General features: G+C 31.6%; 14 protein-coding genes and 1 pseudogene. 4 read left to right on the top strand and 11 right to left on the bottom strand.

Features of this window, described 5'->3' with window-relative positions; all coding sequences use genetic code 11:
• Positions 1 to 142: 142 nt before the first annotated feature.
• Positions 143 to 418, bottom strand: coding sequence for a hypothetical protein (locus RWS90_RS06345; RefSeq protein ID WP_314549687.1), 276 nt, complete (start codon positions 416 to 418; stop codon positions 143 to 145).
• 366 nt (positions 419 to 784) lie between these two features.
• On the opposite strand from RWS90_RS06345, the gene RWS90_RS06340 reads away from it, so the two are divergent.
• Entirely contained in the window at positions 785 to 949 is a 165-nt protein-coding gene (locus tag RWS90_RS06340; RefSeq protein ID WP_314549685.1) for a putative holin-like toxin, read from the top strand.
• A gap of 301 nt (positions 950 to 1,250) precedes the next feature.
• On the opposite strand, the gene RWS90_RS06335 is transcribed toward RWS90_RS06340, so the two are convergent.
• Positions 1,251 to 2,000 carry a protein-ADP-ribose hydrolase gene (locus RWS90_RS06335; protein ID WP_314549683.1) on the bottom strand — a complete coding sequence of 250 codons (750 nt, stop codon included), beginning with the start codon at positions 1,998 to 2,000 and terminating at the stop codon, positions 1,251 to 1,253.
• A gap of 168 nt (positions 2,001 to 2,168) precedes the next feature.
• Between RWS90_RS06335 and RWS90_RS06330 the strand changes: the two genes are divergently transcribed.
• Positions 2,169 to 4,400, top strand: coding sequence for an HAD-IC family P-type ATPase (locus RWS90_RS06330; protein ID WP_314549681.1), 2,232 nt, complete (start codon positions 2,169 to 2,171; stop codon positions 4,398 to 4,400).
• Between the two features lie 142 nt (positions 4,401 to 4,542).
• On the opposite strand, the gene ftsH is transcribed toward RWS90_RS06330, so the two are convergent.
• From ftsH to RWS90_RS06310, 4 genes are all read right to left on the bottom strand, one after another.
• Positions 4,543 to 6,579, bottom strand: coding sequence for an ATP-dependent zinc metalloprotease FtsH (gene ftsH, locus RWS90_RS06325; RefSeq protein ID WP_314549679.1), 2,037 nt, complete (start codon positions 6,577 to 6,579; stop codon positions 4,543 to 4,545).
• 100 nt (positions 6,580 to 6,679) lie between these two features.
• Positions 6,680 to 7,225 (bottom strand): hypoxanthine phosphoribosyltransferase, encoded by a 546-nt coding sequence (gene hpt, locus RWS90_RS06320; protein WP_314549678.1) that lies wholly within the window; start codon positions 7,223 to 7,225, stop codon positions 6,680 to 6,682.
• A gap of 4 nt (positions 7,226 to 7,229) precedes the next feature.
• A complete protein-coding gene (tilS, locus tag RWS90_RS06315) occupies positions 7,230 to 8,546 on the bottom strand; it encodes a tRNA lysidine(34) synthetase TilS (RefSeq protein WP_314549676.1) in 1,317 nt (438 codons plus the stop codon).
• Positions 8,536 to 9,150 carry a S1 RNA-binding domain-containing protein gene (locus RWS90_RS06310; protein WP_314549674.1) on the bottom strand — a complete coding sequence of 205 codons (615 nt, stop codon included), beginning with the start codon at positions 9,148 to 9,150 and terminating at the stop codon, positions 8,536 to 8,538. Before RWS90_RS06310 ends, tilS begins: the two co-directional genes overlap by 11 nt.
• Positions 9,151 to 9,692: 542 nt before the next feature.
• Here RWS90_RS06310 and RWS90_RS06305 point away from each other — a divergent pair.
• A complete protein-coding gene (locus RWS90_RS06305) occupies positions 9,693 to 9,923 on the top strand; it encodes a hypothetical protein (RefSeq protein ID WP_314549672.1) in 231 nt (76 codons plus the stop codon).
• A gap of 126 nt (positions 9,924 to 10,049) precedes the next feature.
• On the opposite strand, the gene RWS90_RS06300 is transcribed toward RWS90_RS06305, so the two are convergent.
• The 5 genes from RWS90_RS06300 to RWS90_RS06280 all read right to left on the bottom strand — a co-directional run bounded on the left by RWS90_RS06300 (position 10,050) and on the right by RWS90_RS06280 (position 15,563).
• Positions 10,050 to 11,921 carry a nucleoside-diphosphate sugar epimerase/dehydratase gene (locus tag RWS90_RS06300; RefSeq protein ID WP_314549670.1) on the bottom strand — a complete coding sequence of 624 codons (1,872 nt, stop codon included), beginning with the start codon at positions 11,919 to 11,921 and terminating at the stop codon, positions 10,050 to 10,052.
• Between the two features lie 215 nt (positions 11,922 to 12,136).
• Entirely contained in the window at positions 12,137 to 12,388 is a 252-nt protein-coding gene (locus RWS90_RS06295; RefSeq protein ID WP_314549668.1) for a hypothetical protein, read from the bottom strand.
• A 2-nt stretch (positions 12,389 to 12,390) separates the two neighbouring features.
• Positions 12,391 to 13,353, bottom strand: a complete 963-nt coding sequence (locus RWS90_RS06290) for a CdaR family protein (RefSeq protein WP_314549665.1) — start codon at positions 13,351 to 13,353, stop codon at positions 12,391 to 12,393.
• An 11-nt stretch (positions 13,354 to 13,364) separates the two neighbouring features.
• Complete coding sequence (gene cdaA / locus RWS90_RS06285) at positions 13,365 to 14,171, bottom strand: diadenylate cyclase CdaA (RefSeq protein WP_314549662.1); 807 nt, start codon at positions 14,169 to 14,171, stop codon at positions 13,365 to 13,367.
• A gap of 288 nt (positions 14,172 to 14,459) precedes the next feature.
• Positions 14,460 to 15,563, bottom strand: coding sequence for an FAD-dependent oxidoreductase (locus RWS90_RS06280; protein ID WP_314549661.1), 1,104 nt, complete (start codon positions 15,561 to 15,563; stop codon positions 14,460 to 14,462).
• 433 nt (positions 15,564 to 15,996) lie between these two features.
• Between RWS90_RS06280 and RWS90_RS06275 the strand changes: the two are divergent.
• Positions 15,997 to 16,324, top strand: a pseudogene (locus RWS90_RS06275) (oligoendopeptidase F); the annotation flags it as partial.

The following is a 16,324-nucleotide window of genomic DNA, read 5'->3' as shown; positions in this document are numbered from 1 at the left end:
TCAGAAGATTTTTCTTCTTTTTTCTCTGATTTGTTATCATTATTTGTTTTCTCTTGTTAAGACTTTAGGAGCTGCTAATACATCATACAAAACGACTATTACTGGAGCTACCATAAATAGTAATAATATTACTTTGAAAAATCTACTCAACATTCTTAAATTTACCTCTCTCTAAATAATCAAAAAAGTCTTCTTGGTATTTTTTCTTTTGTTCTTTTGTATATTCTGAAGATATGTATCTTTTAGCTATTGTATCAGTGTTTACTATTCTTTCTACTGCTATTTTTCCTTGGTCATAATTACCATATCCGTGTATTTTATAAAACTCACTAACTCTATTTGGTAATAGCCCCCAAAATTTGGATAAATTTTGGGGGCTATTACCGAGTAGATGGTTATTTAGTATAATCTTAGACACGAGTCACCGTCTTTTAAATATGGCGTTTATTTTTCAAATTTATAGACTGAAGAAAAATATTACGAATAATTTATACTACGACTACTATAATTTCTAAGAATGTAGTGGGTTAAGAAATTATTAGTAAAGTCAGTGTGAACGGTACCCTCTTTATAAATTTATATTAACACAAGTAAAATTTAAACTGAATTACTTAGGAAATTTGAGAAATTATATAGGTGGTTACTTGTAACCTATAACTAGTCTTAAAATAAATTTAAATCCCCTCGTTTTCTTTTGTAACTCATTACAGTTTCTGATATAATCAGAGATGGAGGGTGAAGTTAGAGATAGTAATATCTCGTTAAAGGTGGCGACTACAACTTTATGAAAGGGGATGATTCTTATGCTCATAAGTATCACAATCTTGAAGAAAGGGGTAGACTTTTGTCAGTATTTGAGGCGTTACAACTAATGATTAATTTTTCTGGACTTATTGTCGCAGTATTGGCTTTAGTTGTATCTATAATCATACTTAAAGACAAAAAATAACCATCTTTGCTTTGACCGAGTAAGATAGTTATTTTAAAAAATTATTTTCTTGGGTCGCCGTCTTTAAAACGGTGCCCTCTTTATAAATCTATTTTAACACAAGTAAATATATAAATCAATAATTTGATAATAGCTCCCCAGAATTTGGACGAATTTTGGAGGGCTATTATAATTTTACAAGTTAAGATGACAATTTAAATCATATAATCGAAACTCTGTTTTTAATTACTTATTGTTTAGTTTTCTAGATATCACAAATTCGATACCTAATTAGATATAAACTTGCTATCTCTTGATTCTCTTAACCTAGCAATTCTTCATACAACTTTTTATCTAAATCTTTAAACACATTGAATACTACTTTTAAATTAGCATTAGGGTTTTCTCTAAAGAATTTTTTAACCTCAGCTACCGCTATTTCAGCAGCAAGATCATTTGGGAATCTAAATTCTCCCGTACTTATACAACAAAAAGCAATACTCTTAAGATTGTTCTCCAAAGCAACTTTTAGACAATTTCTATAACACGAAGCAAGCAGTTCCTTATCATCATCTTCAACAACACGGTATATTATTGGTCCAACTGTGTGAATAACATGTTTAGCAGGCAAATTGTATCCTGCTGTTATTTTAGCTTGTCCTGTTTTTTCAAAAGTCCCTTGCTCTTTCATTATTTCATCACATTCTTTTCTAAGTTGCAGACCTGCTTGTGTGTGAATAGCATTGTCAATACATCTATGATGAGGGATAAAGCATCCTAATAAAGCCTTGTTCGCCGCATTAACTATAGCATCTACTTCCAATGTAGTAATATCGCCTTGCCATAGGTAAATATTTTTATCAATTTCAGTTAAATCTTCTAATCTTGTTATTCCTTTAGCTTTTAGAACTTCTTGTAAGTATTCGTCTTGAACTTCATAAAATCCACCTGGCAGTTCTGACACTTTCCATGTACTCATCAATGTTCTAAATAAATCTTTCTTTTCTTGTTCCGTTTCTGGTATTTCTACTTCTGAATTTAGTGTTTTTATTAAATAATCTAGTTTTTCCATGTTGTTCTCACTTATATTATAATTTAATCAATAATATAATACTACTTTATAGATAAAGTATCAACTAAAAGTTTTGAAATCTCGCTCTCCATCCTTTAATTTTCCAAACTATACTAAAGTGTGATAAAATAGAAACTAATTAAAAAATATAGTTATGGCGGAGGTAGAATGAAATATTTAACTAGTGAAGAAGTAACTAAAGCGAAAAAAAATATTAGTGAAATAAAACCTTATAAGACTACTAAAGAGATTATCTTTTCTAATATTTTCACTTTTTTCAATGCTATGAACTTAGTCTTAGCAGCATTTATAGCCACAACTTTTAGATTTGAAAATATGTTGTTTTTAGGTGTAATTACTATAAATACTGCAATTGGTATTTTTCAAGAAGTTCGTTCGAAAAATGCCCTTGAAAAGTTGAGTTTGCTAAGTAGAAGTAAATACCGAGTAAATCGTGATAATGAAATAAAAAATATAGATTCTGAAGAAATAGTCCTTGGAGAATATCTACACTTAAATCTCGGAGATCAGATTCCTGTTGATGCTGAAATCATCGAAGGTAGTATCGAGGTTGATGAATCGCTGTTAACTGGTGAAAGTGACCATATCTTTAAGACTACTAATGATAAAGTAATGAGTGGTAGTAACGTAGTTAGTGGTAGTTGTTTAGTGCGAGCTATTGCTGTTGGAGAGGATAGCTATATTAATAAACTTGCTAAAAGTACTAAAGAATTTAAAAAATATCCATCTAAACTTCGTGACTATATGGATAAAATCTTAAAAGTTATATCTATTCTATTAGTTCCTGTCGCAATTATGCTGTATATGCGTGGTGCTAGTCTGGGACGTGGTTATGTAGAAATAGTTCTCCGTAGTGCTGGAGCTTTAGTAGGTATGATTCCAGAAGGTCTAATCCTTCTTGGCAGCGTCTCTCTTGCGGTCGCCGCTATGAAACTTGCTAAAAAGAAAGTTCTAGTTCAAGAATTATACTGTGTAGAGACACTTGCTAGAGTAGATGTCCTTTGTTTTGATAAAACAGGAACTATCACTACAGGTAATATGAATGTTGTAGAAATTGATGATGAAGTTTCCAAAAAATTATCAAGTTATCTTGCATATTTTGATGATGAAAATGCAACATCTAGAGCTTTAAAGAATCATCTAACGTGCAAAAAACAATGGGATATAGAAGAATTAGGAGCCTTTTCTAGTAAAAATAAATATTCATTTATAAAACTTCAAAACGGTGGAACATATTTCTTTGGGGCATATGAATTTTTAGGCTTCTCTATTGAAATGGATAAGTATTACGAGAATTTTAAAAAAGAGGGTTACCGAATTTTATCATTAGCCTATACTGAAGACAGTACAAATGTTCCTACTAATATGAAACTTATAGGACATGTAGTTCTATCAGATGAAATAAAAGAAAACACAAAAGAAACATTCAAATACTTCGAATCACAAGGTGTTGAAGTGAAAATAATCAGCGGGGATAATCATATAGCCGTGTACGGTGTCGCTAAGAAAGCTGGTTTCAAAGAAGATGCTAAGGCTATCGATATGACTAAAGTGACTGAAGAGGAGTTTGAAAAAACTGTTCTTGAGAATGATATTTTCGGACGTGTTACCCCTGAACAAAAACAGAAAATGGTAGCCGTATTACAAAAAGCTGGAAAGACTGTCGCTATGAGTGGAGATGGGGTTAACGATGTCCTTGCCCTTAAAAAAGCTGATATTAGTTTTGCTATGAATGGTGCTACTAGCGCAGCAAAAAGCGTATCGAATATCGTATTTTTAACCGATGACTTCGGAGTATTCTACGATATACTTATGGAAGGTCGTCGTGTTATTAATAACATTCAAAAGGTAGCTTCACTATTCCTAACAAAGACATTCTTCTCGATTGTTTTCTCAATACTTAGTGTAATCTTCGCCTTGGAGTTTGCATTTATACCGATTCAATTTACGATAATTTCAGCGATAACAATCGGTATTCCATCCTTCTTCCTAACTTTTGAAGCGAATAAAGAAAAAGTAAGTAGTAACTTCATGAAAGACATACTAAAAAATGCTGCAATCGGTGGTGGTATTTTAGTAGCTACAGTACTACTAACAAACTTTGCCATCACAGATAATTCACAAGCGAAATTCATCTGTTTTCTTCTTGCGTTAATAAATGGATTATGCATGGTTGCCAAAGTCAGCCTACCTCTTAACAAATATAAAGTTGCACTACTCTCTATGTTAAGTATCGCTGCAATTATAGGTGTGGGAGTTAATATATTTATCCTGAAAAATCACTTTACACCATTAGTATTTTCTCAAGTGATTTATATAATTATTCTCGGGCTAGTAATCTCAACAGTTCACTTCTTTACGAGAAGAAAAGCAAGATAAAAAATAAAAATTTATCGCTCATTTATCGCTCGTTTATCGCTCGTTTTTGATTATGAGTATTTACTAAATGTTGCTATAATAGTAATTCAAAAGAGTATAACAAAACCCTAGACTTGGTTAGTTCCAAATCTAGGGTTTTCTTTTATTCTTCGTTAGAAGGTTTATCTTTTGATTTTTCGTCTTCTAGGTCTTTTTCTTCAACCTTTTCAACTTTATCTTCTTCGTTTTCAGCCTCTTCTTGAGCTTTCTTCTCAGCTTCTTCTTTGGCTTTACGAGCTTGTTCTTCGTAGTATTTCTTATTAACTACTTTATCCAGTTGTTCTGCTTCTCTTTCATCTAAGTCTTTTGGCATTTTTCCAAATTGATAAAGAGCAACGATTTCTTTTCTATCGATCGTTTCAACTTCGATAAGTGTTTGTGCAATAAGTTCTAATTGTTCTCTGTGAGTTTCAATAATGTGAAGAACTTTAGCATAACATTCGTTAATAATTTTACGAACTTCGATATCGATTTCTTTCAGCATTTCTTCTGAATAGTTACCGATACTTGAAAGTTGACGTCCACCGTATGGATCGTGGAATGGAGCTTGCATTGGTCCTACAACATCACTCATACCGTATTCTGTAACCATCGCACGAGCAATAGCTGTTACACGTTCGAAGTCGTTATGAGCTCCTGTAGATACTTCGTTAAAGAAGATTTGCTCTGCTGCGCGTCCACCAAGTAATCCACAAATTTTGTCGATTAAATCTGTACGAGTTTGGAAGTATTTTTCTTCTTCCGGAATCATAAGGTTATATCCACCAGCATCACCACGTGGGATAATAGTAACTTTTTGTACTTTATCAGCACTATCAAGTACCATACCTACGATTGCGTGACCTGCTTCGTGGTAAGCTACTAGACGTTTTTCTTTTGGAGTGTATACTCTACTACGTTTAGCTGGACCACCAATTACTCTGTCCATCGCTTCATCTAAGTCTTCTTTTTCGATATTAGATTTATTTTCACGAGCTGCTAATAATGCCGCTTCGTTAAGGATGTTAGCAAGATCCGCACCAGAGAATCCTGGAGTTTTTTCTGCTAACGAACGAAGTTCGACATCTTTAGCAAGTGGTTTGTTTTTAGCATGTACTTTAAGAATAGCTTCACGACCTTTTACATCAGGTGTAGAAACTTTAATTTGTCTGTCGAAACGACCTGGTCTTCTAAGGGCGTTATCTAATACGTCAGCACGGTTAGTAGCTGCAATTACGATAATACCTTTTTCACCATCGAATCCATCCATTTCAACAAGAAGTTGGTTAAGAGTTTGTTCACGTTCGTCATTTCCTCCACCTACTCCACTTCCACGTTTACGTCCTACAGCATCAATCTCATCAATGAAAATGATACATGGCGCATTCTTTTCAGCTTCTTTGAATAGGTCACGAACACGACTGGCTCCAACCCCTACGAACATCTCAACGAAGTCAGACCCTGAGATTGAGAAGAACGGTACTTTCGCCTCTCCAGCTACAGCACGAGCTAGTAAAGTTTTACCAGTCCCTGGAGGCCCCTCAAGTAGTACACCTTTAGGGATTCTAGCACCCATCTTAGTAAATTTACGGTGATCTTTTAAGAACTCAACCATTTCTGCAAGTTCTTGTTTTTCTTCATCAGCTCCAGCTACATCTTTGAATGTAACTTTTGCTTCTCCACCATCGATTTTTTTAGCTTTAGATTTCTGGAAGCTCATTACTTTACCTCCACCGCCACCTTGCATTTGTGACATAAAGAAAACTAAAACACCCATAAACAAGATAAGTGGAATAATATTACCTAAGAATGATAGAATTGCTCCAGTTTTTTCAGCTGGTTTATACTCTACTACACTTAATTTTCCATCTTTAGCTTTTTCGTTAATTTGTTTTTGTACTTCAGAATCAGATGCCGCTACTACACTCTCGAAGTTCTTATTGCCATCTGTGTAAGTACCTTTAACATTGTAATTCTCATCTTTTCTTTGTAGACTTATTTCTTTAACCTTGTCGTCTTTAATAGTCTGAACAAGTTTAGCATAGTCTATTTTTTCAGTTGTCCCAGGTAAGTCTTGCTGCCAATATGCAAATAATCCAATCGCGATTACGATTAATGCAAGCATACCAAGGATAGGGTTTTGTCTTTTTTTATTATTCATATAGACAATCTTCCTCCTATCATTTTTCTAAACATAATTTATTTTATCATATTTAACTAAAGTTTGACTAATATTTTGACCTTTTTTGATTAAAATATTATTATGAGTAAATCTCTTCTTTTAGAACACCGATATAAGGTAAGTTTCTATATCTCTCATCATAGTCTAAACCAAATCCTACTAAGAATTCATTTGGTGAAACTATACCGATGTAATCTGCCTCAACATCAACTACACGAGTTTCTGGTTTATCTACTAATGAAGCACATGCTACTGAAGCAACTTTTCTTTCTTTTAAGTTTTCGATAAGTGCTTTAAGCGTTCTGCCTGTGTCTACTATGTCTTCCACGATAATTACGTGACGCCCTTCAATATCCATTCCGCAATCTTTTTTGATTTTGATTACACCAGAAGATTCAGTTCCTCCGTGATAACTAGATACATCCATAAAGTCAGTAACTACATGAATATCAATGTGTTTTAAAAGTTCCGCCATGAAAGGTAATGCCCCTTTTAATGTACAAATTAGAACAGGACACTTATCTGCATAATCCTCTTCAATTTGCTTAGCAATTCTCTTACTAGCGACTACGATGTCCTCGTGTGTAAATAAAACTTTCTCAATATCTTTTAATAAATTTTCCACTGTTTTATCCTTTCGTGTTTATGTAATAATCGTATTTTTTATTTTTGTTAACTTTAGTATTTATTCCTAAAACTCCTAAAATCCCATCTTTGTTGCGAATTACTGGAAGTTTGTCTCTAAGTTCCTTGGGAATCTTTTCATCGATAAAAAGACGTGAAAGTTTTTTGCTAACCTTACCTCTTTGAATTCTATCACCATCCCTCTTAGTCGTAACTATCAAAGGCAAATCCTCTTTATTAAATCCAACTTCAGATGAGTTGTTAGTTGTCGTTATTAGAAAATTACTCTGATGAAATGTATAAACTTTATTAATATCCACTTCATCTATTATTAATTCTATCTTATCATTATAACATTTTTTTTCGATTTTATGAACATAAATACTATTATATTCGCTAATAATTTTTAAATTATTTTTCAAATCATAACTTTTATTGTTATTTCTGCTTTTTAGGTCTTCTATTATTGTAAAAAGCGCTCTTTGTTTCACATCAAAAATACCGAAATTATTTGCTAATATATCTCTTAGTAAGAAATAAATTTCTTCTTTGGTGTTTTTCAATAATTTTTTCTTATCTAATTCAACTTTATCTTCTTCTAGGGAAATCACATAGTCATTTTTAGCTTCTAATACTTTATTTTTTAATTCAGTATTAATATTTTGATAATAACTAGAAAAATTAATTAAATTATCAAAACTCGCTGCATTTACACCGTTCAACAATGGTACGATATTATGCCTTATATTATTTCTAGTATAATCAGTGTCGAAGTTTGTTGAATCTACATAGTATTTTAAGTCATTTTTATCAGCATATTGCTCAAGGTCTGCTTTTAATACATTTAATAATGGACGATAAACTTCTAATCTTCCGATGGTCGTCTTCTCTTCTATCATCAAGTTATAATCCATACTACGTCCACTAAGTAGTCTCATAAGGATATTTTCTACCTGATCATTTTTGTGATGAGCAGTTATTAACTTCACACCTCTTTCTAACGAAGACATCTCTTCAAAAGCATCGTAACGTAGTTTTCTTGCGAGCATTTCCTCTGAAGTATGACTATCTCTAGCTAAATCTTTCATATTTAGCTCTTTTTTGTAGAACTTAACATTGTAATATTTTACAAAGTTTTCTACAAACTCCGCTTCTTCATAAGACTGCTCTCTTAGACCATGGTTTATATGAAACACTACTAGTTCTTTATAACTATCTTTGTACTTTGTAACAAGCAGATGAAATAAAACTATAGAATCTACTCCTCCTGACAGACCTAGTGCTATTTTATCAGTTTTTTTCCATAAAACATTAATGTCCATCTAGATAACCTCTTTCTTGAAGTTCTTTCTTAATCTTTTCAAACTTACCTTTAGCTTGCTTTGTCGTCGCAATAATATCTTCTAATAATCCTTCTGGTGCTGGAAGGATTTCTTTTTTCTCTTCTTTCTCCTCAGACAGCTCAGTAATATTACTCTTCTTACCTTTTCCTACAGAAATCTTCATATTCCCTATAAATTGAAGTTTTTTCAAGTCTTTTAAAGTTTTTGTCTCTTGCTTAGGCTGCTGATTTTCTTCCTGAGTTTCTTGTTTTTTCTGAACTTCAGGTTGTTCTTTAACTTCTTTTTTTTCAGGTACCTTAGGTTTATTTTTCTTTTTATTCTGTTTTTCCTTAGAGTTTTTCTCTACTTTTTTCTTCTCACCTTCAGCTTGCTTCAACTCTTTTTGTGTTAAAATCACTAAAGAATCTTTTGTATTTTTCTCCTCAGCTTTAATTACAAAACCAACAGAAAAAATCTCCTCTAACTTCTTCTTTTTGCCTATAAACATATTTTCCTTTGGTAAAAATGCATCCTTACCATTTTCTAATTTTATATATAATCCTTTGCTTTCAACTTTCGTTACCTTACCTGCAACTTTACTCATTTAATCACCTCACTATCAATTAGAAAGGGAGCGACTCAAAAATCGTGATTTCGTAGAAATCGATTTTTCAGAGTCACCCCCGCACAGTTTATTAGATATCTAAAAAGCTTTTATAAAGCGAATTTAGATATCAATAAACCACTACGTCTATAAATTCTCATATACACTTTGTTAAAATTTAGGTCTTTTGGGTCAGCCCCTACCTCTTAAATTATTCCTAGTTTATTTCACTTAAATATTATACCACACTCTATTCATCTATTGAAATATCAAAGATAATCCGAGAGAATAATATAACTCGCTATACTTTATCACTTTGCAACTAAAAAAACACCAACTTCAAAAAAGGTTATTCTTCTGAAATCAGCGCTCAATTATTAAATCTTCTTCTAAATACGGTTTTGTTAGCTATCTCTAGTAAAAAACACTACTAAATTTCATTATATCATAAAAATAAAGATTTTATCAGTCTTTATTTTTTAAAGTTTTCATGTTATGTTAAAAATAGTAAATACACAATACGCGATTTCAGGGAGGTTACTATGTTAAACGCAGAAAAAATTAAAAAAAGATATTACATATTTCTAGTATTCTATCTGTTATTTGGTATCGTACTATTATTAATATTAGATAGAGTGGATAGTCAAGACTTTATACAAAAATATAAAACCATATTATCAGTGTTCAAATTTGTTTATACAATCTTACCTATAGTGTTATCTTGGGCTCTAACTAACTATATAGATAAAAAAACTAAAAACGTAGAAAAATAAAACACTCTCTAACACTAGCTAGCGAGTGACTTGACAAAATCTTGTTTCTTCAAAATCACGATTTTCAAGTCATTCCTATAGCTAGAAAGGGAGATTCAAAATAACTTTTGAATCGCCCTCCTTTTTTTATCCATTATAACAATTTATTATTTCAAATAACTTGCTACGTATTTCTTCATTTGTTGAATGTCCTAGCATTGATTTTAATTCATTTAATTTTTTATCTAATTCTTCTACATCAATGTCTAAAGTTGTATTTTTATAAATCATTTGGTTATCAGTTTTCTCACTGCTTTCGTAATCAAGTGATAACTCTTCATACATTTTCTCACCAGGTCTTAGACCAATCTCTTCGATATCGATATCTTTATATGGTTCTAATCCTGATAGTTTGATTAAGTTTGTCGCAAGATCTATTATTTTTACAGGTTCTCCCATGTCTAATAGGAAGATTTCCCCTTCACTTGCGTAATATCCTGCTTGTAGTACTAATTGCGCCGCTTCTGGAATCGTCATGAAGTAACGAATAATATTTCTATGCGTGATTGTGATAGGTCCACCTTTTTTAATCTGTTCTTTAAAAATAGGAATTACAGAACCATTTGAACCTAATACATTACCGAATCTAACCGCAGCAAATTTCGTTTTGTACTTATTACCTTTTGATTGTAAAATAATCTCTGTTAAACGTTTTGAAGCTCCCATCGCATTCGTAGGATTTACCGCCTTGTCAGTAGAAATCATAATAAATCTTTCTACTTCTTTTTCAATCGCTACATCCATAACATTCTTTGTTCCAAAGACATTATTTTTTATCGCTTCTTGTGGGCGACGTTCCATTAAAGGCACATGTTTATGCGCTGCCGCATGAAATACTACATCAGGTTTATACTTATCAAACACCTCAGCTAAAGCGGCTTTTTCACGAATACTTACTATTTCAGAAATATAATTTATATCCTCGTATTCCTTACTATGTGATTTTTCAAAATCTAAATCACGCTCTAACATGTATAATGCATTCTCATTAACATCTACTAAAACAAGTTGACTAGGTTTGAATTTGAATATCTCTCTTACAATCTGGCTTCCAATCGAACCACCAGCTCCCGTAACAAGAATACTCTTTCCTTTAATATAAGAACGAATCTCTCCTTGAGAAAGTTTCACCTCTCCACGTCCCAATAAGTCCTCAATCGATACATCTTTTAAGTGTTTAGAAATACTCTCTCCATCTTCTACAGCAACACCAGAACTCATTACCTTAACAGTAACATTCGCTTCTTTCAGTACATTTAATATTCTATTTTTATTATAAGCACTAATCGAAGGAATAGCTAAGAAAACTTGTTCTACTTCGTACTTAGGAATAAGATTAAGAATCTCGTAAGTTGTTCCAACTACCGTAACCCCGCTAATTACAGAATTTTTTCGATTATCATCTATAAGACCAACTACATTCGCACGAAAAATATTATTTTTTGATAGTTCTTTTAATAATATATACCCCGCATCTCCTGCACCGATTATGAATGTATTTTTATAAGTACTAGCTCCATACTTACCAGCTTCTCTTTCACGTAAGGCACGGTATAACATTCTTGTAAACATCATACCCGCTATTATTAATAAAGGTGAAAAAATTGCAAATCTAACATTTGAGAATGTATCTGGTAACATATACTGGTATAAAATACTAGTGATCAAATCCCCTAACACAACAGAAATACAAATATTAACTATCTCTGTTACTCCTAGATATGACCATAGAGATTTATTAGTACCGAATAAATAAAAACTGACTATATATACAACAAGTGAAATCACTAGAAATTCAAATATTTCTGTATAGTGTCCATTAAGCATAGCGAATGGATCTGATGCCTTACCTAAAAATATCGATGCTACTATCCCTAATGCTACTATAAATAAATCCAATAACATTATAAGTTTGAATCTATGATTTATATAAATTTTTGATGAAAATAATCTATTCATAACATCTCCTGAAAATTTATTAAAAACTAAGGGGCTGACCTAACAGGTCAAACCCATATAAAATTTAAATAACAATACTTCATGTAACAATTTATAAGCAATAAAAGTGTCTTTTGGAATCGTAAAATTACTTAATAAATCCTATAGGGAAACTTTAAAAATAAAATTATATAAAATCAAACTTTAAAGTCTCCCTTACTATTCACCCAGATATTTTAAAGTAATCTATAACCAAAATATCCCGTAACTGCTATTATAATAAGTAATATTACAATACTAATTTTCCTTGTTTCTTTGATTACTTTTATCTCCACTATCTTTTGAACTATTAATATCGTTATAGCTACAAAAATTGCAGTTGTTTTTGCTCTCTGATTTTCTATAAACATAGTTCCTATTATTATAGCCAAACTAAAAACCGTTATAAGCATATTAATAGCCAAAAATATCAATTTTTTATCTGTCATAATTATTTTTTCCTTATCTTAATTGTTACTTTAACAATCGGCGTATCCGTCGCTATTCGAATGTTTTCTTTTGGATAAATCTTCAGATTACTACGCTCTTCTGTTTCCTCTTTAACATCACTCAAATCAACATCAACGAACATTTCACTTATTTTTGCAAGATTATCAGCATCCTCCGCTCTAATCGTTACTTTTGTAACATCGGCAGTAGCACTGACAAGCTCAAATCCTGAAGGCAAACTGCCTATTGTATTTACTTCTAACGGAACCTCTTTTTCAATATTTTTTAATTCAATACTCATAACGGTTGAATTCGGTTCTATTTGAATATCTTCTATCTTGTTATAATCACTATCATAAGCAACCAATTTAGCTTCTTCTCTCGTATTTCTATTAATTTTTGTACGTGTATCACTTTCAGCACGAACTTCATTAATTCTATTAAGACTCTCAATCGCTCCAGAAATCTTAACCGTTTCATTTGTTACACTAAGTTTTTCAACTTCATATCCTATTAATAGTCTTTCTTTCTTAACTACAGGCGTCACTCTAAATTCTTTTGTCGCTTTTTCTCTTATTGAAATAGTTATTGTAGAAGGTTCTGCTGTGCCATCAACACCTCTTTCTAAACCTTCAATCTCTATTCTAACTTTTTGATCATCGCCAATTTGAGCATTTTTCAAATTTAGTCTAGCTTTGAAATTCTTTGCGATACTTTCCTTTTGAACTTTTGTCTGCGTTCCTGATAATTTCACAGAAATAGTATTAGGAATACCTACGACATAAAGCTTATCTCTATCATATTCAACTTCTAATGGCACATCGCTAACCCAAGCAGTAGCATTATTACTATTGTCTCCTCCTAAAACCGAAAAATTCTTGAAATTTTCATTAACAGATATGAATAATAATATCGCAATTAAAAATGATATTAACTTTAACTTATTATTTTCTTTTAGTTTCATAATATCACCTCTTATTTAATAATTCTTTCTTGTTGTTGCCAATTTTTAGTCAGATATTTAGTTAAAGTCTCCGTTGAATAATCAGAAGTTAACACACCATTTTGGCAAACACTAATTTTCCCAGTTTCTTCTGAAACAGCAATAACGATGGCATCTGTCAACTCCGATAACCCTAAAGCTGCACGGTGTCGTGTTCCATAACTACTCGCAATTGATCTATTATCTGATAAAGGAAGCACACAACTAGCTGCACGAATTTTATTTTTATCTATTATCATTGCTCCATCATGCAGTGGCGTATTTGGAATAAATATGTTAATAATAAGTTCACTCGTTACCTCAGCATTAACAACGATACCACTTTCCACATACTCATCAAGCCCAGTGTTATTTTCTAAAACAATAAGTGCTCCTATTCTTCGGCGAGCCATATGCCTAGACGAGTCAACAACAGCCTTTATTATATGTTCAGTTGAATCTTTCTGAACGTCTTTATAATTCATATTGAAGATATTAGACAGCTGTACCCTTCCTATATATTCAAGAGCTCGTCTCAATTCCGGTTGGAATATAATCATTATCCCTAACACTCCCCAAGTTACCACTTGTTCAAATATGTATGTCATCGTCTTAAATCCTATAAAATTAAAGAATATTTTTAATCCAATAACAATTAAAATACCTTTAACAAGTTGCATACCACGAGTACCTTTTAATAAACTTAGTAGTTTATAGACTAAAAACCAAACTAATAGTATATCCAATAAATGAATAATTAGTGTTAGCGTACTTACTCCTGATAAGTATTCAGCTATCATAAAAAATCTCCTTCCTTAAATTAATAATGTCGTTGTAATACATAATAATCAACATTTTATGAGTATAACAGTCCACTTTCAATTATATCATAAAATAAAGGAACTGTGCTATTTTTTATAAAAGAAAAAAGATATTTTACTTTTAATATCGGTAAAACATCTTTCAAAATCACTTCGTATAAACTAAAGGACGACAAATAAATCTCTAACGAGTTTATCGATAGTTCTTAAATAAGCCCTTCTCTTTTATTAACTAGTACTGTTTCTCGTCAAGCTATAACTAAAATCTTAAATACTTTCTCTAAGATTTATATAATTTTGAATATTATAATCTTGAGGATTTAGCTCTATATCATTACCTAAAATCATATTAGCAATACTATATCCAATTATCGGACCTGTAGTTAAACCTGAAGATCCAAGTCCACTTATCGCATAAACATTTTTTAGTGTTGGAACCTCTCCAAAAAACGGAGAATAATCACTAGTATAGGCTCTAATTCCGACACGCTCATTTATTATTTCTGAATTTTTCAATTCACCTAAAAAGCTCTCTGCTTCTTCACCAAATGCGTCAAGTTGCATTTTATCAACAGTTAAATCAAAGCCCATGTCATTTTCATGTGTTGCTCCTACGCTAACAACACCATTTTCAAATGGAATAATATCCAATTCACCCTCAGGCATAATAACCGGATAAACTCCTGTATTTTCATCCCTAACCCTATAATCTCTTAATTGACCTTTTTGCGGACGAACATCAACATCAAAACCAAGTGGGGATAATATATCTTTTAACCATGCACCAGTCGCAAGAACAACAGCATCAAAGAGTTCTCCACTAACCTCATACTTATCTCCTACAACCTTTAGACTAACTTTTCCCCTAACAAGATTAGCCTTCGAAGCAGTAAGCAAAGTATTAACGAATCTCTCACCTTCTACACGCCCACCACCGCTGGCATACAGTACATCTCCATTATTATCAAAACTAGGGATAATCTTTTGAACCTCTTCTTTTGAGATTATCTCTAAATTTCCTATCATCGGTGATAATTCTTTACGACTTTCTGCGAGTTCTTTTAACTCAGGTAACTTGTCCGTATTTTTTTTCAATAAATATACTCCGCACTGTGAATAAAAATCAGTATTATAACCATCAATTTCTAAATCTTTTACTAATTTTAAATAAAAATCAGCACCTAGTCTTGCCATCTTATACCAAGGCTTATTACGTCTTTTAGAAAACCACGGACTTATAATCCCAGCCGATGCTTTAGTAGCTTGACCTAAACTATAATCAAAAACTGTTATTTCATTTTTTTGTTCTTTCGATAGATAGTAAGCACACGTCGCTCCTACTATTCCTCCACCTACTACTGCAATTTTCATAAGATACCTCTCTTTTTTTTATTAAATCTTCTTAATTAAAATTATAACCCAAAAAAATTTCAGAGTAAACTTTAACTTTTAAAACGATATAGTAAAATTATTACGGAAAGGGTAAAAAAACAAAAATTAAAATTACATCGAATGAACCCAATTCAAGATTACAATCTAAAATAGTCAAAGAAAAATAAAAAGATAAATTAGAATTTATTTTTCGTAATAATTTGACTTTAACTTTTAAAACACCTCTGAAATCTAACTTTCTTATAAATTAATTTTAAAAAGTAACCAAACTCAAAATTTCACTCAATCTAATTTTATATGCAATACGCAATTTTTTTCTTTCGGAATTATTTTATAGACTTATATAACATAACATATTATAATATAACTTAAGTCAAATGACTTTAAAACTATAATTTGCAGGAGGTAAACTATGACTGAAATGAAATTAATACCAAGAAATGAAGTCGAAGAGAAATATACTTGGGATATAACTCTTCTATATAAAACTGATGAAGATTACAAAGCTAGTCTTGAAAATATTAAAAAAGAAATTTTAGATTTCAAGGCTACTTACGAAGGAAAATTAGCAGATCACTCTACTTTAGATATCGCCATTAAAAAGTATGAAGAACTTTATGAAGAATATTATAAACTATCTCACTATGCGGAATTGCCAATGGCAGTAGATAGATTCAACGACAACGTAGTACAAAATATGACACTTTTTGAAGATATTTCTACTTTATGGGCAGGGAATT

Origin of the sequence: uncultured Gemella sp. (assembly GCF_963529685.1) — a bacterium.
Lineage (GTDB): Bacteria > Bacillota > Bacilli > Staphylococcales > Gemellaceae > Gemella.
This window is presented reverse-complemented; position numbering and strand designations above follow the sequence as displayed.

What these genes read in the sequence shown, in the direction of transcription:
- RWS90_RS06340 (WP_314549685.1), top strand. Translation starts at nt 785, where the DNA reads ATGAAAGGGGATGATTCTTATGCTCATAAGTATCACAATCTTGAAGAA.
- RWS90_RS06335 (WP_314549683.1), bottom strand. Translation starts at nt 2,000, where the DNA reads ATGGAAAAACTAGATTATTTAATAAAAACACTAAATTCAGAAGTAGAA.
- RWS90_RS06330 (WP_314549681.1), top strand. Translation starts at nt 2,169, where the DNA reads ATGAAATATTTAACTAGTGAAGAAGTAACTAAAGCGAAAAAAAATATT.
- ftsH (WP_314549679.1), bottom strand. Translation starts at nt 6,579, where the DNA reads ATGAATAATAAAAAAAGACAAAACCCTATCCTTGGTATGCTTGCATTA.
- tilS (WP_314549676.1), bottom strand. Translation starts at nt 8,546, where the DNA reads ATGGACATTAATGTTTTATGGAAAAAAACTGATAAAATAGCACTAGGT.
- RWS90_RS06310 (WP_314549674.1), bottom strand. Translation starts at nt 9,150, where the DNA reads ATGAGTAAAGTTGCAGGTAAGGTAACGAAAGTTGAAAGCAAAGGATTA.
- RWS90_RS06305 (WP_314549672.1), top strand. Translation starts at nt 9,693, where the DNA reads ATGTTAAACGCAGAAAAAATTAAAAAAAGATATTACATATTTCTAGTA.
- RWS90_RS06300 (WP_314549670.1), bottom strand. Translation starts at nt 11,921, where the DNA reads ATGAATAGATTATTTTCATCAAAAATTTATATAAATCATAGATTCAAA.
- RWS90_RS06295 (WP_314549668.1), bottom strand. Translation starts at nt 12,388, where the DNA reads ATGACAGATAAAAAATTGATATTTTTGGCTATTAATATGCTTATAACG.
- RWS90_RS06290 (WP_314549665.1), bottom strand. Translation starts at nt 13,353, where the DNA reads ATGAAACTAAAAGAAAATAATAAGTTAAAGTTAATATCATTTTTAATT.
- cdaA (WP_314549662.1), bottom strand. Translation starts at nt 14,171, where the DNA reads ATGATAGCTGAATACTTATCAGGAGTAAGTACGCTAACACTAATTATT.
- RWS90_RS06280 (WP_314549661.1), bottom strand. Translation starts at nt 15,563, where the DNA reads ATGAAAATTGCAGTAGTAGGTGGAGGAATAGTAGGAGCGACGTGTGCT.